Origin of the sequence: Rhizobium sp. TRM96647, assembly GCF_025780115.1 — a bacterium.
Taxonomy (GTDB): Bacteria; Pseudomonadota; Alphaproteobacteria; order Rhizobiales; family Rhizobiaceae; genus Mycoplana.
In genome coordinates, this window is the sequence record NZ_JAOXHF010000002.1 from 81,085 (window position 1) to 101,353 (window position 20,269).

Consider the following 20,269-nt stretch of genomic DNA (forward strand, 5'->3'; position numbering starts at 1 on the left):
GCCTCGCAACCCCGGAGAAGATGTCCATGGCAGACCTGGCGCAGGGCGGCAGCCCGCAGGCGGAGGATGGCGGCCGTCGCCTCGGCTTCCTGCTGACGCTGCCGGCGCAGGTGCTGGTCCTGTTCATCGCCGTCTTTCCGCTGCTCATGCAGCTCTACATCAGCCTGACCGACTGGTCGCCGCTCGACGGTATCGGCTGGTGGCAGGCCTATGAGCTGTGGAACGGCTTCGCCAACTATACCGACCTGATGGCGGATGGCCGCTTCTGGAGCGCGCTCGGCCGCACCGCACTCGTCATGGCGATCTGCGTCCCGGCCGAGTTCCTGCTCGGGCTCGGGCTTGCGATCCTGTTCATGGACGATTTCGTCGGCAAGCGCGTGTTCTATTCGATCATGCTGATCCCGATGATGGTGGTGCCCGCCGTCGCCGGCTACATGTTCTTCATGCTGTTCCAGTCCGGCGGGCCGGTGAACGATATCCTGTCGAGCCTGACGGGGATGGACGTTTCGATCGCCTGGCTTTCGAACCCGACCACCGCGCTGATCGCCGTGATGATCGCCGATGTCTGGCAATGGACGCCGCTGATGTTCCTGATCCTGCTTGCCGGCCTCGTCGGCGTGCCCGAGGACCAGGTCCGCGCGGCGACGCTGCTCGGCGCGTCCTGGTGGCAGCGCTTCCGCACGATCGTGCTGCCGAAGATGAAGACGATTATCGTCATCGCGCTCGCGATCCGCGTCATCGAGAACTTCAAGATCTTCGATACGCTCTACATCATGACCGGCGGCGGCCCCGGCGTCGCGACCGAGACGATCTCCGTCTACATCTACAAGGTGACGCAGCAGGACCTGATCTGGGGCTATGTCGCGGCCATCGCGCTCGTCATCCTCGTCGCTCTCTCCATTCTCGTCTCGCTGGCGATCAGCCGGATGAACAGAAACAAGGAGGTTCGGGCGTGACCGCGATCCACCTCGAAAACCTGGTCAAGCGCTTCGGGGCCTTCACGGCGCTGAAGACGATGGATCTGGAAATCCGCGACGGCGAGTTCATGGCGCTGCTCGGGCCGTCCGGCTGCGGCAAGTCGACGACGATGAACATGATCGCCGGCATGGAGAACCCCTCCGAGGGGCGGATCCTGTTCGACGGCAAGGACATGAACGGCGTGGCGATGGGCCGGCGCGGCGTCGGCTTCGTCTTCCAGAACTACGCGATCTTCACCCACATGAACGTCTACGACAATCTCGCCTATGGCTTGCGCATGCGCCGGCTGCCGGAAGGCGAGGTCGATGGCCGGGTCCGGAAGATCGCCGATTTCCTTCAACTGGGCCCGCTCCTGAAACAGCCGTCGGCGAAGCTCTCGGTCAACATCCTGCAACGGCTGGCGATCGGCCGCTCGGCGATCGTCGAGCCGGCGATCTTTCTCCTCGACGAGCCGCTTTCGAACGTGGACGCCGCCTTCCGCGCGGTCATGCGCACGGAACTGAAGCACCTGCAGCGCCAGTTCAGGCAGACGATGGTCTATGTGACGCATGACCAGCTCGAGGCCATGACCATGGCCGACCGCATCGCCGTCATGGACCATGGTGTGCTGCAGCAGGTGGGCACGCCGCTGGAGGTCTACAACAACCCCGACAATCTGTTCGTCGCCGGCTTCATCGGGGCACCGGGGATGAACCTGCTGAAGGGCGAACTCGCCGACAGTGACCGCGGCCTCGTCGTCGACCTCGGCGCGCTCGGAAGGTCCGCGCCCCTCGATCCCGCCCTGGCCGCGGCGGCCCGTTCGAACGGTTCTCGCGACGTCGTCTACGGTTTCCGGCCGGAACGCGTGTCGCTGACGGCTTCGGGCGAGGGCATGACGATGCCGGTCGTGTTCGTCGAGCGGATCGGTGCCCGCACCATCGTCCATCTCGGCCCGGACGGGCAGCGGATCAAGGCGGTGTTCGATAACGACGTGGCGGTCGAGGCGGGCGTCTCCGTTGCCGTGGCCGTCGAGCCCGGTTCGGTGCGGCTCTTCGATGCGGCCACCGGCCAATGCATCAGGGAGGCGTGACGATGGGCTCGATTTCCTTCCGCAACGTCACCAAGCGCTACGGCAAGACCGTCGCTGTGGCCGACGCGACTTTCGACATCCAGTCCGGCGAGTTCTTCTGCTTCTTCGGCCCGCCGCTTTCGGGAAAGTCGACGATCCTGAAGCTCATCCTCGGGTTGGAGACGCCGGACGAGGGCGAGGTGCTGATCGATGGCCGGCCGGTGACCAGTGTTTCGCCGGCGGGCCGCAACATCGCGATGGTGTTCCAGAACCTGGCGCTGTTCCCGCACATGACGGCGATGCAGAACGTGCGCTTCCCGCTGGTCGAGCGCCGGGTGCCGGAGCAGGATATCCGGGCGCGCGTGGATGCGGTCGCGGCCAAGCTGCATGTCGGGCACCTGCTGCACAAGCCGCCGGCGCAGCTTTCCGGCGGCGAGCGCCAGCGCGTGGCGATCGCGCGCGCGCTGGTGCGCGATCCGGTCGCCTATCTCATGGACGATCCGATCTCGGCGCTGGACGCGCGCCTGCGCGAGGAGACGCGCGTGGAGCTGAAGCGCATCCAGCGCGATCTCGGCCAGACGCTGGTCTACGTCACACACGATCAGGAGGAAGCCATGTCGGTCGCCGACCGGATGGCGATCATGGAGCATGGCGCGATCCGCCAGGTCGGCACCCCGGTCGACATCTACGACCGGCCGGCGAACCGCTATGTCGCCCAGCTTCTCGGCGCGCCGATGATGAACATCATGGCTGCGGGAGATCGGGATCCGCTGGCCGTAGCGGACGGGACGATCGTCCTGCCGTCCGGCGCTGTCCCGGCGGACGTCGCAGGGATGGGCATTCGCCCCGAGGATCTCAAGGTGGAGCCCTGGCAGGCGGGACGGCCCGGGCGGCCGGCCAGGGTCTACGAGGTGGAACCGCTTGGCGGCTACACCGTGGTCACGCTCGATACCGGGCACCAGAAGCTGCGCGCCCTTCTGCGCGGGCAGCCGGACATTCTCATCGATAGCGATGTGGCGCTGAGCTGCAATCCGGAGAGGATACATTTCTTCGGGGCCGCGGGAGAGGCGCTGCGTCCATGAACAAACATACGAAATGGGAGGAGACCATGGGAGAAAACGGGAGCTTCGTGCCGGATCCGCCGGTGCGGGCGAGGGACTACCGGATCGGCTGCATCGGCGCCGGCATGATCATGGCCGAGTGCCATCTCGCCGCCTACAGGGAGGCGGGCTTCCCGGTCGCAGCCATCGCGTCGCGGACGAAGGACAAGGCGCAGGCCGTCGCGGAGCGCTGGGGTATTTCGACGGTGCATGACACGCCCTCGGCGCTGATCGCCGATCCCCAGGTCGAAATCCTCGATATCGCCTATCCGCCGGACCAGCAGCCGGCGCTGATCCGGCAGGCGCTGAAGGCGCCGCATATCAAGGGGATCCTGGCGCAGAAGCCGCTGGCGCTGACGCTCGACGAAGCCCGGTCGCTCCGCGACGAGGCGGCGAAGGCCGGCAAGATCCTCTCGGTCAACCAGAACATGCGCTACGACCAGTCTATGCGCGTGCTGAAGCAGATCCTCGACAGGGACGAACTCGGCACCGTCGTCATGGCGACGATCGAGATGCGCGCCATCCCGCACTGGCAGACGTTCCTGGAAGACTACGACCGGCTGACGCTGTCCAACATGAGCGTGCACCATCTCGACGTGCTGCGTTTCCTGTTCGGCGATCCCGACGCGATCACCACGGTGACGCGCACGGACCCGCGCACGACATTCGCCCACAAGGACGGCATCACGGTGTCCACACTGACGTTCCCGAGCGGCGTCCTTGCCGTATCCATGGAGGATGTCTGGTCGGGCCCGCGCGAGGAAGGCTTCGACAGCGACATCTACATCAAGTGGCGCGTCGAGGGCACGGACGGTGTCGCGCAGGGCACGATCGGCTGGCCGGACGGTTCGCCGTCGACGCTCTCCTATGCCTCGAAGAAGACCACTGGTGGCAAGTGGGTTTCGCCCAAATGGGACACCATGTGGTTCCCGCACGCCTTCGTCGGCGTGATGGAACAGCTGCAATATGCGGTGAAGTCCGGCGAGCCGCCGGCCCTCTCCGTCGCCGACAACGTCAGGACCGTGGCACTCGTGGAGGCGGGATACCGCTCCATCGAGGAGCGGCGCACGGTCAGGCTTTCCGAAATCGCAATCGACTGAATTCCAAGGGAGGATTTTCATCATGATGCAAACCGGCATTTTCTCCGGATATTTCCCCTACGGCCTCGAGGAGACGGCCCAGAAGATCAGGGGGCTCGGCTTCAACACCGTCCAGCTCGACATGCACTTCAAGGACGTCGACCTGTCGGCGGGCCAGATCACCAAGGACAAGTGCGTCCGCATCCGCGAGACGTTCCGTGATCATAACCTGCCGATCTCGTGCATCTCCGGCTACACCAACATCATCCACCCGGACAAGGCGGAGCGCGAGCGGCGCGTCGGCTACCTGAAGGAGATCATCCGCTACGCCCAGCATCTCGGCACGCCCTACGTCATCTCGGAAACCGGTACGTTCAACACCGAATCCGACTGGGTCCACCATCCGAAGAACAAGACCGAGGAAGGCTTCGAGGAATGCCGCAAGGTCATCGCCGACCTGTCGCAGCATGCCTATGACCACGGCGCCGTGTTCCTTCTCGAGACCTACGTCAACAACGTCGTCGGTTCGGTCGAGGAGACGGTGAAGATGTTCGCTCAGGTCGATCATCCGGGCCTCGGGCTCCTGATGGACCCGACCAACTACTTCGAAAGCCACAACATCGACCGCATGGACGCGATCCTCGACCAGGTCTTCGACACGCTCTCCGACAAGATCAGGATCGCCCATGCCAAGGACGTGAAGCGTTCGGGCGACGACAAGACGGAGAAGCATGCCGACATCGGCGATGCGGACGCTCTGGAAAGCCACACCTTCCGCGGCGTCGGCGAGATCGAGCTGCCCGCACCTGGGCTCGGTTCGCTGAACTACGATCTCTACCTGCAGCGGCTTTCGAAGAAGCACCCGAACATCCCGATCATCATCGAGCACCTCGATGAAAGCGACGTGCCGCGGGCCAAGAAGTTCCTCGACGGGAAGCTTCGCGCCAACGGCCTCTGAAGCCAACCCGGCGGCCGGCATCGTCCGGCCGCCGCAACCGAAGACAGGACAGTCCGCAGCGGTCGGGCTCACAACAGGAATACTCTCATGGTCGAACTCTACGGGAGGGCCATGTCGCGCCGCGACATCGCCGCCAGTGCCGGATCCTTCTCGCAATTTGCCGGCGTGCGCCTGATGACGCTCGAAGACGGCGTCGAGCGGGGCATCCGAATGCTGGAGTTTCGCAGCGGCACCGGGCTGCGCTTCACCGTCCTCGTCGACCGTGCCTTCGACATCGCCGACTGCGAATATCGTGGGCTGGCGATCGGCTGGAACTCGCCGGCCGGCTTCAAGCATCCGGGCCTTGCCGAATATGAGGGCGAGGGCGGGCTTGCCTGGCTGCGTTCCTTCTCCGGCCTGATGGTCACCTGCGGCCTCGACCACATCCTGTTCATGAACGACGAGCCCGGCGACAGCTATGTCTACGGTCCGCGCAAGACCATCAGCCATTCCCTGCACGGCCGCATCGGTACCATTCCGGGCAAGCTGACGGGATATGGCGAGGAATGGAACGGCGACGACTGCACGCTCTGGTGCGAAGGCGTGGTGACACAGGGAACGGTATTCGGCGAGCACCTGGAACTCGTCCGCCGCATCGAGATCAAAGCCGGCACCAACGACATCAGGCTGACCGACCGGGTCGTCAATCGCGGCTTTTACCGGACGCCGCACATGTACTGCTATCACATCAACGTCGGCCATCCGGTGCTGGCGGAGGGATCGCGCTATCTCGCGCCGATCAGGGAGGTGGTCTGGGCGGCCCATGCGGGCGCCGACTACCGCAAGCAGGAGGTCGGCTACCGCACCATGCCGGCACCGCAGATGAACTTCCACGAGCAGGTCTGGCAGCACGAGATGGTCGCCGACGGCAATGGCGAGGTGCCCGTCGCGCTCGTCAACGATGCGCTCGGCATCGGCTTCGAGGTCGTCACCCGCAAGGACCAGTTCCCCTGCATGTTCGAGTGGCAGAACCTGCAGTCCGGTCAGTATGCGCTCGGCATCGAACCGTCCACCAACCATGTGCTCGGCCATACCGCCGCCCGCGAGCGGGGTGAGCTGATCTGGCTCGAACACGCCGAGGAGCGCCGCTACGACACGACCTTCCGCATCCTGCCGGACGCGGCCGCCATCGCCGCGAGCGAGCGGCGAATCCGGGGTCTTTCGGGGCAGCCGGCCGAAGCGTTTCCGGAACCGACCGGCAATCACGTGGCGATCGGGGGGCGTTGATGAACATGCAGCTCTCTCCGAAGAAAGACGCCGGCGCCGGGGCGTCGATCGCGGGCAAGGTCATCCTCTACACCGGTGCCGCCGGCGGGCTCGGCACCGAGACGACGCTGAGCTTCTTGCGATCGGGGGCGAAGGTGGTCGCCATCGACAATGATGAGCGCAAGACGCAGGCGCTGCGCGATGCCGTGGCGGGGGAGGGACTGGCGGGCCTGACGGTGCGCGCCATCGACCTGTCGGACCTTTCCGGCCTGCGCGCCGAACTCGACTGCGTGGCCGCCGAGGTCGGCGGCTTCGACGTCGTCATCAACAATGCGGCCATCTATCCGTCGAAGCCGTTCGAGGAGTACAGCATCGAAGACTTCCAGATGGTGCAGCGGGTGAACGTCGATGCCGGCATCGTCTGCGTCCAGGCGGCCCTGCCGCACATGCGCAAGAAGGGCTGGGGCCGGATCGTCAACATCGCCAGCGTCACCTTCTATGGCGGCTGGGCGAACCTCTCGCCCTACGTCCAGTCCAAGGGCGCACTCGTCGGGCTGACGCGGGCCTGGGCGCGCGAATTCGGCGCCTATGGCGTCACCGTCAACGCGGTCGCCCCCGGCGCCTTCCCGACGGATGCCGAGAAGATCCACCCCGACCCGGAAGGCTATACGCGCTTCGTGCTGGACCATCAGGCCGTCAAGCGGCGTGGCAGCCCGGCCGACATCGCCGCCGCCCTGTCGTTCCTGATCTCCGATGCCGCGGGCTTCATCACCGGTCAGACGCTGAACGTCGATGGCGGCTGGGTCATGCACTGATCGCCTTTTATTGATAAGGAATTGAAAGAAAATGGGAATTCTCAGCGGAATTCGCGTCCTCGACTGCTCGATCGCCATGGCCGGGCCGTTTGCCGCGCAAAGGCTCGGCGATCTCGGCGCGGACGTGATCAAGGTCGAGCCGGTGACCGGCGAATGGCAGCGGCACGTCGCAGCCGGCGGTGCGGGCGGCAACAAGATCAACGTCTCGTTCCTGTCGCTCAACCGCAACAAGCGCTCGCTGGCCGTCGACCTGAAGTCGCCTGACGGCAAGCAGGTGCTGCTCGATCTGGTCAGTACGGCGGACGTCTTCCTGCAGAACTATCGGCCGGGCGTCGCCAAGCGGCTCGGCGTAGACTACGAGACGCTGTCGAAGATCAACCCGCGCCTCGTCTACGTGTCGATGTCCGGCTATGGCGAGGACGGTCCCTATATCGACCGCCCGGGACAGGACCTCGTGCTGCAGGGCATGTCCGGCGCCATGCTTTCGGCCGGTCGCGCCGACGAGCCGCCGACGGCCGCCGGGCAGTACCTCGTCGATGCGATCACCGCCTATAACGCCTTCGAAGGCGCGCTCGCGGCGCTCTTTCATCGCGAGCGGACGGGCGAGGGGCAGCTGGTGCAGGTCAACATGCTGGACGCGATCACCACGATCCAGATGCAGGAACTCTCCGTCTTCACCATCGGCAACAAGCCGCAGACGCGCTCGGCCGAGCCGCATGCGCATGTCTATATCCGCGCGCCCTACGGCGCCTTCGCCACCAGCGACGGCTTCATCATCGTCGCCTTCCCCAAGCTGAAGACGCTCGGCGAGGTGATCGGCGAGGAGAGCTTCCTGACCATGGAGGACGAGGTCGACAGCTGGGCGCGGCGCGACGAGATCTTCGCCAAGACCCGCGAGCGGCTGAAGACGCGGACGTCCGCCGAATGGCTGGAGCGCATGCGCGCCGCCGATATCTGGTGTGGCCCGGTCTATGGCTATGCCGATGTCGTCGAGGATGCCCAGATCAGGCACAACGGCACCTTCGTCGAATACGAGCACCCGACCGAAGGCAAGGTGAAGACCCCGGGCTTTCCGATCAAGTTCTCCAAAACGCCGTCGACGATCGACCGCGGTGCGCCGATCGTCGGCCAGCATACGCGCGAGATCCTCAAGGAGGCCGGCTACGACGATGCCCGTATCGCCGGGCTGGAGCAGGCCGGTGCCGTAGCCGCTGGGGAGCTTTGACATGCAGCGGCTGAAGGCGCTGACGTGGGATCACCCGCGCGGCTACAACGCGCTTGCGGCAGCGGCGAGACGGCCGGAGCTTGCGGAAAGCGGGCTTTCGATCGATTGGGACAAGCAGCCGCTCGAAGGCTTCGAATCCCATCCGATCGCCGATCTCTGCGCCCGCTATGATCTCGTCGTGCTCGACCATCCGCATGTCGGCGAGGCGGTTGCCGGGGATTGCCTGCAATCGCTGGAGAGCGTGTTCGGCGATGCGGCGGTGCAGGCGCTTCAGGCCGAGAGCATCGGCCCGTCCCTGCGGAGCTACCGGTTTGCCGGTGCCCACTGGGCGCTGCCGCTGGATGCGGCGACGCAGGTGATGGCGGTGCGGGGCGACCTCCTGGGGCGACCGATGCCGCTTCTCTGGGACGAGGTGGCGGAGATTTCACGATCGACCGGCAGGGTGGCGCTGTCGCTGGCGGGGCCGCATGCCGCGCTCTCCTTCCTCTCGATCGCAGCCGCCTTCGGTGAACCGCCGGCGGAGAAAGATCCTGACCTGCTGGTCTCGAAGGATACGGGCCGGCAGGTCTATGAGCTGATGGACGAGCTTGCCGCGCGCAGTCCGCGATCGGTGCGCGAGAAGAATCCGATCGGCATCCTCGGACACATGGCGCGCCATGACGACGTCGTGCTTTGCCCCCTGGTCTACGGCTACGTGAACTACGCGGCGCCTTTGGAGGGCAATGCGATCGCATTCCACAATGCGCCGCGCCGGACCGCCGGAGGCCGGCCGGGTTCGACGCTGGGCGGCACGGGCATCGGGATATCCAGGCGATGTGAGGTCACACCCGCCTTGAAGCAGCACCTCCTCTGGCTGATGGGGCGGGAGGCACAGATCGGCTTCATTCCCGGCCACGACGGCCAGCCGTCGCGCCGCGAGGCCTGGCACGATGCCGGGGTCAACGCCCGCTGGGGCAGCTTCTACGAAAACACCGCCGACACGCTCGAGCAGGCCTATGTCCGCCCGCGCCATGACGGCTACATCGCCTTCCAGGGAAAGGCATCGGCGCTGCTGAGGCAGGCCTTTGAAGAACGAGCGGAGGCCGAACGCGTGCTCGACGATCTGCAGGCCCTTTATGCAAGCCACCGCGCAGCCGGCGGCGAAAGGTAGGAATGACATGACAGACGACGTTCTCTTTGCCATCGACGGCGCGATCGCCACCATCACGCTGAACCGTCCGCAGAAGCTCAATGCGGTGACGCCGGAAATGGCGGATGCGATCGTGACCGCCGTGGAGGAATGCAACGACAGCGACACGATCCGCTGCGTCATCCTGACCGGCGCGGGCGAACGGGCCTTCTGCGCCGGCTCCGACATCCGCGAACTCGACACCTACGAGACGCCCTGGCAATTCCGCAACCGGCCGGACTATTGCGACGCCTTCCGGGCACTGCTGAAGCCGACGATCTGCGCGGTGAACGGCTATGCGCTCGGCGGCGGGCTGGAAACGGCGATGTCCTGCGATATCCGCATCGCCTCCGACAATGCCCAGTTTGCCGCCCCCGAGATCAAGCTCGGCTGGATCGGCGGCGGCGGCATGGCGGCGCATCTGATGCATTCGATCGGCGCCTCCAATGCGGCGCTGATGCTGATGACGGGCGACGCCATCCCGGCGGAAAAAGCCCTGGCCTGGGGTCTCGTCAGCGAAGTGGTGGCGCCGGCGGAGCTTCTGTCGCGCGCCCGCGCGATCGCCGAGGTTATCGCCTCGCGGGCGCCGATCGCCGCGGAAACGGCGAAGGCCAACCTGAAGGCCGCCGTCTCGATGCCGCTCGACAAGGCCATCGAGTACGAGCGTGACCTACAGACGATCTGCTTTGCGACGGCCGATGCCGCCGAAGGCCGCGCCGCCTTCAAGGAGAAGCGCGCGCCAGCCTTCAGGCGTCGGTGATCGCCATGCAGACCGGTGTCGCCTATATCCGCAGCCTCAGCCGCTATCGCGAAGCCTCCGTGCTTGCGATGCTCGCCGCCGTCGCGATCTATCTCTCCTTTGCGAGCGACTACTTCCTCGAGCCGCGCAACCTTCTCAACGTCGGGCGCCAGGCCTCGGTCGTCGCCATCGTCGCGCTCGGCCAGGCGCTGGTCATCATCGCCCGCGGCATCGACCTGTCGGTCGGCTCGGTGATCGGCCTGTCGGCAGTGGTCGCAGCGGTCCTGATGCGCGATACGGGAAGCGAGACGATCGGGCTCATGGCGGGCCTCCTGACCGGGCTTGTCTGCGGCCTCGTCAACGGCGTCCTCTATACCCGCTTCCGCATCAATCCCTTCATCGCCACGCTCGGCACCCTGTCGATCGCGCGCGGCATCGCGCTCCTGATGACCGGCGGCATACCCGTGCCGTTCGGCGGCCTTGCCGAATTCGTAGGCGCCGGCCGCATCTTCGACATTCCCGTGTCCTTCCTGTTGATGATCGTGCTCGCCATCGTCGTGCATGTCTTCGCGAGCCGCACCGTGATGGGCCGGGAGATCTATGCGATCGGCGACAACCCGAAGGCCTCGCGCCTTGCGGGCGTGAACCTCAGGGCGATCCGCCTGGTCGTCTTTGGGCTTTGCGGCCTTCTTGCGGGCCTCGGCGGGCTGATCCTCGCCGGCAATCTCGCCAGCGCCGATCCCAATCTCGGCATGGGATACGAACTCGACGTCATCGCAGCCGTCATTCTCGGCGGTACCGCGCTCAGCGGCGGCCGCGGCTCGATCCTCGGCGTCGTCATCGGCGCGCTGCTGATGGCGTTGCTCAACAACGCCTTCGTGCTCCTCGGCATCTCCGCCTACTGGCAGGTGGTGACGAAGGGGCTGGTGATCATCTTTGCCGTCGGGCTGGACGGGCTCCAGCGCCGCAGCGACGACGACTGACAACGGACAAGTGGAGGAGACCATCATGTTGCTGAAGAAGATCAGGATGACCGCGATGGCGGCAATTGCCGCGACGGCGGTCGCATTTCCCGCAATCGCCGCCGAGGCCCCGGAAGGCGGCAGCGTGGCCGCGGTGGAAAACACCAAGGGACCGGTGCGCATCGCCTTCCTGTCGTTCCAGAACAATCCGTTCTGGACGCCGGTGACCGAAGGGGCGAAAGCGGCGAACGACTATCTGACCAAGTTCGACGCTACGGTCGACTTCGTCGATCTCGGCGACGAACTTTCCGCCGAGGCCGTCGTCGCCGGCATCGAGGGCGCGCTCGCCAAGAAATATGACGGCATCGTCGTGGTGCCGATCTTCGACGGCACGGCGCGCATCATCAACGAGGCGACTGACGAGGGCGTGCCGGTCTTCAACATCGTCGCCGAGGGGGCCACGGAATCGAAGCGCCTCGCCTTCATCGGCCAGGATGCGACCTCGGCCGGCAAGCAGATCGGCGAGTACATCGCCAAGGAGATGGACGGCAAGGGCAAGCTCGGCGTGATCACCGGCTATTTCGGCGCCACCCAGCATACCCAGCGCATGAACGGCGCAGTCGATTACCTCAAGGCGAATTTCCCCGATATCCAGATCGTCGGCCCGTTCGAGAACAAGGACAAGGCGGAATCGGCCTATTCGCTGGTGCAGGACATGATGACGGCCAATCCGGATCTCTCGATGGTCTATGTGACCGCCGGCGGGCCGTTCGGCGCGGCGAAGGCGGTGAAGGACCTGAACCTCACCGGCAAGGTCGGCGTCGTCGGCTTCGACCACACGCCTGATAACATGCAGTATCTCAAGACCGGCGAGATGGTCGGCCTGCTCGACCAGGCGCCCTACCAGCAGGCGCTCGATTCCAGCGTGATGCTCTACAACTACATCGTCGCCGGCCAGGAACCGCCCGCCAAGGTCATCCCGGTGACCGGCAAGCTGCTGACGCCCGACGATGCGAAGTGACAGCCTGAAGGAGGCGGCGGCACCCGGCGCGGTCGCCTCCTCCTCGCCGCCGCCGCTCGTCCGCGCACGGGGCATCGCCAAGAGCTTCTCCGGCAATGCGGTGCTCCATTCGGTCGATCTCGATCTCCGTGCCGGCGAGGTGGTCGGGCTTCTGGGGGAGAACGGCGCCGGCAAGTCGACGCTCATGCACATCCTGTCGGGCGGCCTGCAGCCCGACGCCGGCACGCTCGAGATGGAGGGGGCGCCGGTGCGCTTCGGTTCCGTCGCCGACGGCATCGAGGCGGGCGTCAGCTTCGTGCACCAGGAACTGTCGGTGGTCGGCGCGCTCAGCGTTGCCGAGAACCTGCACCTCGGCCGGATGAGCCGGAGCCGGGCGGGTCTCGTCGATTTCGGGCTGATGGAGGAAGCGTCGCGTGCGCTTCTCGAGCGGGTGGGCGCCGGCCACATCGAGCCGCGCCGCGAGGCGGCGACCTTGCGCGCCGGCGAGCAGCAACTGGTCGAGATCGCCAAGGCGGCCGCACGCAAGCCACGGCTGCTGATCCTCGACGAACCGACCTCCTCGCTGACGCCGCATGAGGTCGGCGGCTTCTTTTCCTACGTTCGCGAGGCGCGGGCGGCGGGTGTGGCCATTATCTTCATCACGCACCGGCTGGAAGAGGCGATGGCGCTCTGCGACCGGGTCGTCGTGCTGCGCAACGGCGCGATCGTCAGCGAGCGGCGCCCCGCCGAAACGAGCCGCCAGCAACTGATCACCGACATGACGGGAAAGCCCGCGATCTACGAGCACCGGCCACGAACCATCGACGGCGACACGATCGCGCTTTCGATGAAGGGCGTGTCCGACGGCCGCCTGCTTGCCGGCATCGACCTCGACGTGCGCAAGGGGGAAATCTTCGGCCTCTTCGGCCTCGTCGGCGCCGGACGCACGGAATTGCTGGATCTCATCCACGGCGTCCATCGTCCGACAGCAGGCACGATCTCGCTTTTCGGCGAGAGGCTTTGCCTGCACGACCCGAGCGAGGCGGTGCGGGCCGGAATCGCGCTTGTGCCGGAGGGGCGCAAGACCGCCGGCATCCTGCCGCAGCATTCCGTCCGCGATAATGCGGCGATCAGCAGCCTGCGGCGCTTTTCCCGCGGCCTGTTCTCGGACCGCGGTGGAGATCCGCGCCGCATGGCTTCCTATCGCCAGAGCCTCGGCATCCGCATGGCGACGGATACGCAGGCGATCTCGACGCTGTCGGGCGGGAACCAGCAGAAGGTGATCTTCGCCCGCGCGCTGATGGCCGAACCGCGCCTGCTGCTGCTCGACGAACCGACGCACGGCGTCGACGTCGGCGCCAAGGCCGATCTTTACGACATCGTCACGCGCGAGGCCGAGAAGGGGCTGACGGTCATCATCGCCTCATCGGAAGTGCCGGAGATCCTGGCGCTCTGCGACCGGGTCGCGATCCTCTCCAAGGGACGGCTCGCCGGGATCCTCGACCGGGCGGCGATGACGGAAGACACGATACTGACCATGGCATTCAAGGAGCATTGAGACGTGAGCACGCAGCAGCATCCCATCGGCGCCGGCACATTCGTCGGGCGCGTCTGGAACCCCGAGGCGGCAGGGCCGAGCCTGGTCGCGGTCCGGGATGGCCAGATCGTCGACATCACCTCCAGAGCCGTCCCGACCATGCGCGACCTGCTCGAGCGCGACGATGCGGCAGCCTATGCGACCGAGGCCGAAGGCCCCGTGCTTGCGCCCCTGCAGGCGCTGCTCTCCGCCGACGTCGGTTCGCCCGACAGGGACAGGCCGCACCTCCTCGCGCCGAACGACCTCCAGGCGGTGAAGGCCTGCGGCGTGACGTTCGCCCGCTCGATGATCGAACGCGTGATCGAGGAGCGCGCGGCGGGCAATCCGGACCTCGCCGAGAAGGTCCGCGAGAAGGTGACCGCCATCATCGGAGACAGTTTGCGTGACCTCAAGGCCGGTTCGCCGGCTGCGGAGAAGGTCAAGCAGGCGCTCATCGAGGAAGGCGTCTGGTCGCAGTACCTGGAGGTCGGCATCGGGCCCGATGCCGAGGTCTTCTCGAAGGCGCAGGTCCTGTCTTCCGTCGGTCACGCCGCCGATGTCGGGTTGCATCCGATCTCGAAGTGGAACAATCCCGAGCCGGAGATCGTGCTCGCGGTCAATTCGCGGGGCGTCGTGCAGGGAGCCACGCTCGGCAACGACGTCAACCTGCGCGATGTGGAGGGTCGCTCGGCCCTCCTTCTCGGCAAGGCCAAGGACAACAACGCCTCCTGCTCGATCGGCCCCTTCATTCGCCTGTTCGACGCAGGCTATACCATCGACGACGTGCGCAATGCCGAACTGACCCTGCGCGTCGAGGGCGAGGACGGCTTCGTCCTGAACGGCCGCAGCTCGATGAAGGAGATCAGCCGCGATCCGCTCGACCTCGTGGCCCAGACGATCGGCCGCCATCATCAGTATCCGGACGGCTTCATGCTCTTCATGGGAACGCTCTTCGCGCCGACGGAGGACCGCGACGTGCCGGGGCAGGGGTTCACCCACAAGGTCGGCGACATCGTCACGATCGCCAATGACCGGCTCGGGGCGCTGACGAACCGCGTGCGGCTTTCGACCGAGTGCCCGCCCTGGACATTCGGCGTCTCGCACCTGATGCGCAACCTCGCCGCACGACATCTCATCTGAAGGCAGATGCTGTGCCCGGAGCGATCCGGGCGCGGCCCATTTCTGGCAGCCTGAAGCACCCTGCATGGCCCGGCGCGGCCGGGCGGGTCGTATCTCCGCGTGAATTTCCGGCAACCAATCTGAATTGACGCATGGCGAGTTTCGAGTTATGACTGACGAAATTTAAAAATCGTCACTCGTCAGGAATGCGCTCATGACCGACACTCTTCTTCTTGATGACGGACAGGATTCGGTGCGCCAGGAAAACATCAGCCGCATCCTCGATGCGGCCGAGCGCCTCTTCCGGCACTATGGCTACAGCAAGACGACGGTCGCAGACATCGCGCGCGACCTCGGCATGTCGACGGCGAACATCTACCGGTTCTTCGCCTCCAAGCAGGACATTCACCAAGCGCTCTGCAGCCGCATGCTGCAGGCCGCCTACGATCTCGCCCGCGCGGTTGCCGAAGAACCCGCAAGTGCGGTCGAGCGGCTCCGTCGCTACGCCTCGACGCAGCACAAGATGACCGTCGACACCATGCTCGATCAGGAGAAGGTGCACGAGATGGTCGTCGTCGCGATCGAACGCGACTGGCATGTCATCGAAAAGCACATCATCAGGCTGCACGCCATCGTCGCGGAGATCATCGCCGAGGGCATCGCTGCCGGCGAGTTCCGTCAACAGGATCCCGTCATTGCGTCGAAATGCTTCGGCGCAAGCCTCGTCACCCTGTGCCATCCGCAGATGGTCGCGCAGTGTCTGATGAAGGAGAACCAGGCACGGCCCGAAGACCTGATCGAATTCGCCATACAGGCGCTGCGATAACCGGAAGCGCGCGCAGCTCGCTTCACGAAGGCCGGATTTTCAGTTGGAGAGCGAAGATGTTTTCGCCGGTGTTTCCCAAGTCGTTTCAAAAGTTCCGTTTCGCCCCGCTTCTGCTTTTGTCGGTTCTCGCCCTGGCGGGATGCACCGAGGCGGAGACATCCGAAAACACCGTCGAGGTGCTGCGCCCCGTCAAGGTCGTCGAGGTGAAGGCGCCGGGCACCACCCGCAGCCTCGACTATTCCGGCCAGGTGCGGGCGCGCCGCGAAATGGCGCTCGGCTTCCGCGTGTCTGGCAAAATCACCGAGCGCCTGGTGGATGTCGGCGACCGTGTCGCAACAGGCGACGTTCTGGCGCGTCTCGACACGTCCGACTACGAATTGCAGGTGCGCAGCGCCGAGGCGAACGTGGCTGCGGCAGAGCGCCAGGTCGAAACCACCGAGCTTTCCTTGAAGCGGGCGCGCGATCTCTTCGCCAAGAACGTGGCATCGAAGTCCAGCCTCGAACAGGCCGAACTTTCCTATAATCAGGCCGTGGCTGCGCGCGACGACGCGGCAAGCACGCTGGACCAGAGCCGCAACCAGGTGCGCTACACCGATCTGGCGGCCGCTGAAAACGGCATCGTGACGGCGGCGAGCGGCGAGGTCGGCCAGGTCGTCTCGTCGGGAACGCCTGTCGTGACGGTCGCCGTCGACGGCGAGAAGGAGGTGCTGGTCGCAGTGCCCGAAACGGACATCCTCGCCTTCCAGCCGGGCAAGGCGGTCGACGTCGGGTTCTGGTCCTATCCGGGCCTCACGCTGAAGGGAAAAGTGCGCGAAGTGGCCGGCAGCGCCGATCTGCGCTCCCGCACCTTCGCAGTGCGTATCGGCATCCCGGCGGACGATCGCGTGCTGCTCGGCATGACCGCGGCGGTACGGGCTGCCGCCGATACCGACGAGACGCTGGTCAGCGTCCCCCTTGCCGCATTGGCGGAAAAGGACGACAAGCCGATCGTCTGGACGGTCGATCCTGCACGCGCGACGGTGCATGCACGCGACGTCGAGGTCGTCTCCTTCGACGCTGACGGCGTTCGCATCGCCAGCGGGCTCTCAGCCGGCGATCTCGTCGTCGCGGCCGGCACGCAGTTCATGGCCGAGGACCTCAAGGTCAAGTTGCCGTCGGAGGTGGCGCAGTCGGCCCTCTCCGCATCCGCCGAACACCTCACGATGCGCTGAGCCGGGAAGGGGAGCGGAGCCATGAACACGTCCACCGACGAAAAGCGTTCGTTCAATCTTTCCCGGTGGGCCATCGGCCATCCGAGCATCGCCCGTTTCCTCTTCGGGCTCATCATCGTTGCCGGCGTATTCGGCCTGATGCGCATGGGGCAGAAGGAAGACCCCGATTTCACCTTCCGCATCATGGTGGTGCAGGCGGTCTGGCCGGGCGCCTCCATCGAGGACATGCAGGATCAGGTCGTCAACAAGATCGAGCGCAAGCTGCAGGAGACGCCGCATCTGGACTGGGTCAAGTCCTATACCCGGGCCGGCAGCGCCATCATCACGCTGCAGGTCGAGGGCGACACGGATGCCCAGGACGTCGCCGATGCCTTCTACCAGGCCCGCAAGAAGGTCGGCGATATCGCGAGCGAACTGCCCGACGGCCTGCTCGGCCCCTACTTCAACGACGAATTCGGCGACACCTTCATCACGCTCTACTCGCTCTCCGGCGACGGCTACAGCTATCCCGAACTCAAGACGTTCGCGATCCAGGCGCGCGACATGCTGCTGACGACGCCGGGCGTTGAAAAAGCGGTCATCATCGGCGACCAGCCCGAAAAGATCTTCATCGACGTGTCCTCGAAGGCGCTCGCCGAGCGCGGTCTGACGCTTTCCGATCTGCAGGCCGCCATTGCCGGCCAGAACAGCGTCGATCCGGCCGGCTCGGTCGACACCGGCCGGCAGTCCGTCCGCATTTCCGTCGAGGGCGCCGTGGACCGGGTGGACGACATCCGCGAACTCCGGCTGCGCGCCGGCGACCAGGTGACGCGTCTCGGCGATATCGCCACCGTGACGGCGGGTCTGGAGGACCCCTACCAACGCAAGTACCGCTTCAACGGTCGCGACAGCGTCCAGGTCGGCGTGGTGATGGCCAAGGGGTTCAACGTGACGAGCGTCGGTACGGCGGTTGCCGAGACCTTCGCCCGCTTCGAAAGCGCGCTGCCCTACGGTGTCGCGGTGGACCAGATCTCCGACCAGCCGGAAGTGGTGCGCGAGGCGATCGGCGAGTTCATGAAGGCGCTCGGCGAGGCGCTGGCGATCGTGCTCGTCGTCTCCTTCCTGTCGATCGGCTGGCGTTCCGGCCTGGTCATCGCGATCGCCATTCCGCTCGTGCTGGCTGCAACCTTCGCCATCATGTACGAGCTCGGCATCGACCTGCAGCGCATCTCGCTCGGCGCGCTCATCATCGCGCTCGGCCTTCTGGTGGACGACGCGATGATCGTCGTCGAGATGATGGAGCGCAAGCTTGAGGAGGGGCTCGTCAAGATCGACGCGGCGAGCTTCGCCTATTCGTCCACCGCCTTCCCGATGCTGACGGGAACGCTCATCACCATCGCCGGCTTCATACCGGTCGGCTTTGCCGAATCGACGGCCGGCGAATATGTCCGCTCGCTGTTCTACGTGGTCGGCATCTCGCTCGTCGTGTCCTGGTTCGTGGCGGTCTATTTCACGCCCTGGCTCGGCCACATGATCCTCAAGCAGCGCCACCATGCCGGCGGCCACCACGACGTCTTCGACACCCGCTTCTACCGGCGGCTGCGCGCGACCGTCGGCTGGGCCGTTCGCCATCGGCTGATCGTGCTGGCCTTAACCATCGGCACCTTCGCCGGCAGCCTGTGGGCCTTCCAGTTCATCCCGCAGAACTTCTTCCCGCAGTCCTCGCGGCCGGAGATCCTCGTCGACCTCTGGCTGCCGGAAGGCACCAGCGTCGAGGAGGTCGAGACACAGGCCAAAGCGCTCGAGGCGCGCATGATGGACGACGAGGACAAGCGGTTCATCGCCACCTATATCGGCGAGGGCGCCCCCCGTTTCTTCCTGCCGCTCGACCAGCAGCTTCGCAACCCGAACTTCGCCCAGTTACTCATCATGGCGAAGGACGAACCCGCGCGCGAACGGCTGATCGTCAAGCTGCGCTCCATCCTGGCCGCCGATTTCCCCTCGATCCGCTCCAAGGTCGATCGTCTCTTCCTCGGGCCGCCGACCGGCTGGCCGGTGCAGATGCGCGTGACCGGGCCCGACCGGGACGAGGTTCGCCGCATCGCCGACCAGGTCAAGGCGAAGTTCCAGGAGAATCCGCAACTGGCGGCCATCCACGACGACTGGCTCGAACCGGTGCCGGGCATGAAGCTCGTCATCGACCAGGACCGTGCCCGCGCGCTCGGCATCACCTCGCAGCGCATCCGCCAGATGCTGCAGGCGACGATGAGCGGCGCGCCGCTCGGCGACTTCCGCGACGGCGAGGAAACCGTGTCGATCGTCGCCCGCGAGCCGGAAGACAGCCGCCGGCTGCTGACGGCTGTCGGGTCGGTCTACATTCCGACGGACTTCGGCGGCTTCGTGCCACTGTCCCAGGTCGCCAGGGTCGTTCCGGTGATGGAACAGGGCATCGAGTGGCGCCGGGACCGCCTGCCGACGATCACCGTGCGCGCGACGCTGCCGGACGGCGTTCAACCGAACGACGTGGCGCTGAAGCTCTATGGCGAGTTGCAGCCCCTTCGCGACGGTCTTGCACCCGGCTACCGCGTCGAGATCCAGGGCGGGGCGGAGGACGCAGCCGAGAGCCAGGCTTCGATCGCGGCCAAGGCGCCGATCATGCTGCTCGTCATCCTCGTACTATTGATGATCCAACTCCAGCACTTCGGCAAGGCGATGCTCGTGCTCGCCACCGGCCCGCTCGGCATCATCGGCGCGGCGGCAGCACTCCTTATCAGCGGCGCGCCCTTCGGTTTCGTCGCGATCCTCGGCGTCATCGCGCTGCTCGGCATCATCATCCGCAACTCGATCATCCTCGTCGACCAGATCGACCAGGATATCGCAGCCGGCATGCCTCGTTCCGAGGCGATCGTCGGGGCGACCGTCCGGCGCTTCCGGCCGATCATGCTGACCGCGCTGACCGCCGTCCTCGCGCTGATCCCGATCTCGCGCGGGGTCTTCTGGGGGCCGCTCGCTTATGCAATGATGGGCGGCATCCTGGTCGCGACCGTGCTCACCATCCTCGTCCTGCCAGCCGCCTACGCCCTGTTCTTCGGCCGGGAGCCGAAAGCAGGGACACAGGCGCCGGAGCAGGCCGGCGGCGCGGCAACCGAAGCGGACCGCAAGCTCGCCCCCTTCCAACCGCAACTCGCCGCCGAATAGCGGGCGGGCGGTAGTCCGGCGGGCGCCGGCCCGCACCGTGGCC

At 65.9% G+C, this 20,269-nt stretch carries 17 protein-coding genes; all 17 read left to right on the forward strand.

Going from position 1 to position 20,269, the window contains the following annotated elements:
- Positions 1-20 precede the first annotated feature (20 nt).
- The 17 genes from OCK02_RS03325 to OCK02_RS03405 all read left to right on the forward strand — a co-directional run bounded on the left by OCK02_RS03325 (position 21) and on the right by OCK02_RS03405 (position 20,226).
- Positions 21-956 (forward strand): carbohydrate ABC transporter permease, encoded by a 936-nt coding sequence (locus OCK02_RS03325; RefSeq protein WP_263812216.1) that lies wholly within the window; start codon positions 21-23, stop codon positions 954-956.
- A complete protein-coding gene (locus tag OCK02_RS03330) occupies positions 953-2,047 on the forward strand; it encodes an ABC transporter ATP-binding protein (RefSeq protein ID WP_263812041.1) in 1,095 nt (364 codons plus the stop codon). Before OCK02_RS03325 ends, OCK02_RS03330 begins: the two co-directional genes overlap by 4 nt.
- Positions 2,048-2,049: 2 nt before the next feature.
- Positions 2,050-3,108, forward strand: coding sequence for an ABC transporter ATP-binding protein (locus tag OCK02_RS03335; RefSeq protein WP_263812042.1), 1,059 nt, complete (start codon positions 2,050-2,052; stop codon positions 3,106-3,108).
- A complete protein-coding gene (locus OCK02_RS03340; RefSeq protein WP_412178760.1) occupies positions 3,105-4,226 on the forward strand; it encodes a Gfo/Idh/MocA family protein in 1,122 nt (373 codons plus the stop codon). The genes OCK02_RS03335 and OCK02_RS03340 overlap by 4 nt, the downstream gene beginning before the upstream one ends.
- Before the next feature lie 22 nt (positions 4,227-4,248).
- A complete protein-coding gene (locus tag OCK02_RS03345) occupies positions 4,249-5,163 on the forward strand; it encodes a sugar phosphate isomerase/epimerase family protein (protein ID WP_263812043.1) in 915 nt (304 codons plus the stop codon).
- Between the two features lie 87 nt (positions 5,164-5,250).
- Positions 5,251-6,429, forward strand: a complete 1,179-nt coding sequence (locus tag OCK02_RS03350) for an aldose 1-epimerase family protein (protein WP_263812044.1) — start codon at positions 5,251-5,253, stop codon at positions 6,427-6,429.
- Positions 6,429-7,223 (forward strand): SDR family NAD(P)-dependent oxidoreductase, encoded by a 795-nt coding sequence (locus tag OCK02_RS03355; protein WP_263812045.1) that lies wholly within the window; start codon positions 6,429-6,431, stop codon positions 7,221-7,223. Before OCK02_RS03350 ends, OCK02_RS03355 begins: the two co-directional genes overlap by 1 nt.
- 31 nt (positions 7,224-7,254) lie before the next feature.
- Positions 7,255-8,448 (forward strand): CaiB/BaiF CoA transferase family protein, encoded by a 1,194-nt coding sequence (locus tag OCK02_RS03360; RefSeq protein ID WP_263812046.1) that lies wholly within the window; start codon positions 7,255-7,257, stop codon positions 8,446-8,448.
- A 1-nt stretch (position 8,449) separates the two neighbouring features.
- Positions 8,450-9,598 (forward strand): carbohydrate ABC transporter substrate-binding protein, encoded by a 1,149-nt coding sequence (locus OCK02_RS03365; RefSeq protein WP_263812047.1) that lies wholly within the window; start codon positions 8,450-8,452, stop codon positions 9,596-9,598.
- 7 nt (positions 9,599-9,605) lie between these two features.
- The gene (locus tag OCK02_RS03370; RefSeq protein WP_263812048.1) at positions 9,606-10,376 is read left to right on the forward strand and encodes an enoyl-CoA hydratase/isomerase family protein; all 771 of its coding nucleotides are present in this window, start codon (positions 9,606-9,608) and stop codon (positions 10,374-10,376) included.
- A 5-nt stretch (positions 10,377-10,381) separates the two neighbouring features.
- The gene (locus OCK02_RS03375; protein ID WP_263812049.1) at positions 10,382-11,338 is read left to right on the forward strand and encodes an ABC transporter permease; all 957 of its coding nucleotides are present in this window, start codon (positions 10,382-10,384) and stop codon (positions 11,336-11,338) included.
- Between the two features lie 25 nt (positions 11,339-11,363).
- Positions 11,364-12,338, forward strand: a complete 975-nt coding sequence (locus OCK02_RS03380) for a sugar ABC transporter substrate-binding protein (RefSeq protein ID WP_230802698.1) — start codon at positions 11,364-11,366, stop codon at positions 12,336-12,338.
- Positions 12,328-13,875, forward strand: coding sequence for a sugar ABC transporter ATP-binding protein (locus tag OCK02_RS03385; RefSeq protein ID WP_263812050.1), 1,548 nt, complete (start codon positions 12,328-12,330; stop codon positions 13,873-13,875). Before OCK02_RS03380 ends, OCK02_RS03385 begins: the two co-directional genes overlap by 11 nt.
- 3 nt (positions 13,876-13,878) lie before the next feature.
- Positions 13,879-15,033, forward strand: coding sequence for a fumarylacetoacetate hydrolase family protein (locus tag OCK02_RS03390; RefSeq protein WP_263812051.1), 1,155 nt, complete (start codon positions 13,879-13,881; stop codon positions 15,031-15,033).
- 193 nt (positions 15,034-15,226) lie between these two features.
- Complete coding sequence (locus OCK02_RS03395) at positions 15,227-15,838, forward strand: TetR family transcriptional regulator (RefSeq protein ID WP_263812052.1); 612 nt, start codon at positions 15,227-15,229, stop codon at positions 15,836-15,838.
- A gap of 56 nt (positions 15,839-15,894) precedes the next feature.
- Entirely contained in the window at positions 15,895-17,049 is a 1,155-nt protein-coding gene (locus OCK02_RS03400) for an efflux RND transporter periplasmic adaptor subunit (protein ID WP_263812053.1), read from the forward strand.
- 21 nt (positions 17,050-17,070) lie between these two features.
- Positions 17,071-20,226: an efflux RND transporter permease subunit gene (locus tag OCK02_RS03405; protein WP_263812054.1), complete on the forward strand. Its 3,156-nt coding sequence runs from the start codon at positions 17,071-17,073 to the stop codon at positions 20,224-20,226.
- Positions 20,227-20,269 lie beyond the last annotated feature (43 nt).

Excerpts from the sequence above, each read along its gene's own strand:
- OCK02_RS03325 (WP_263812216.1), top strand. The coding sequence starts at position 21 with ATGTCCATGGCAGACCTGGCGCAGGGCGGCAGCCCGCAGGCGGAGGAT.
- OCK02_RS03335 (WP_263812042.1), top strand. The coding sequence starts at position 2,050 with ATGGGCTCGATTTCCTTCCGCAACGTCACCAAGCGCTACGGCAAGACC.
- OCK02_RS03340 (WP_412178760.1), top strand. The coding sequence starts at position 3,105 with ATGAACAAACATACGAAATGGGAGGAGACCATGGGAGAAAACGGGAGC.
- OCK02_RS03345 (WP_263812043.1), top strand. The coding sequence starts at position 4,249 with ATGATGCAAACCGGCATTTTCTCCGGATATTTCCCCTACGGCCTCGAG.
- OCK02_RS03350 (WP_263812044.1), top strand. The coding sequence starts at position 5,251 with ATGGTCGAACTCTACGGGAGGGCCATGTCGCGCCGCGACATCGCCGCC.
- OCK02_RS03355 (WP_263812045.1), top strand. The coding sequence starts at position 6,429 with ATGAACATGCAGCTCTCTCCGAAGAAAGACGCCGGCGCCGGGGCGTCG.
- OCK02_RS03360 (WP_263812046.1), top strand. The coding sequence starts at position 7,255 with ATGGGAATTCTCAGCGGAATTCGCGTCCTCGACTGCTCGATCGCCATG.
- OCK02_RS03365 (WP_263812047.1), top strand. The coding sequence starts at position 8,450 with ATGCAGCGGCTGAAGGCGCTGACGTGGGATCACCCGCGCGGCTACAAC.
- OCK02_RS03370 (WP_263812048.1), top strand. The coding sequence starts at position 9,606 with ATGACAGACGACGTTCTCTTTGCCATCGACGGCGCGATCGCCACCATC.
- OCK02_RS03375 (WP_263812049.1), top strand. The coding sequence starts at position 10,382 with ATGCAGACCGGTGTCGCCTATATCCGCAGCCTCAGCCGCTATCGCGAA.
- OCK02_RS03380 (WP_230802698.1), top strand. The coding sequence starts at position 11,364 with ATGTTGCTGAAGAAGATCAGGATGACCGCGATGGCGGCAATTGCCGCG.
- OCK02_RS03385 (WP_263812050.1), top strand. The coding sequence starts at position 12,328 with ATGCGAAGTGACAGCCTGAAGGAGGCGGCGGCACCCGGCGCGGTCGCC.
- OCK02_RS03395 (WP_263812052.1), top strand. The coding sequence starts at position 15,227 with ATGACCGACACTCTTCTTCTTGATGACGGACAGGATTCGGTGCGCCAG.
- OCK02_RS03400 (WP_263812053.1), top strand. The coding sequence starts at position 15,895 with ATGTTTTCGCCGGTGTTTCCCAAGTCGTTTCAAAAGTTCCGTTTCGCC.
- OCK02_RS03405 (WP_263812054.1), top strand. The coding sequence starts at position 17,071 with ATGAACACGTCCACCGACGAAAAGCGTTCGTTCAATCTTTCCCGGTGG.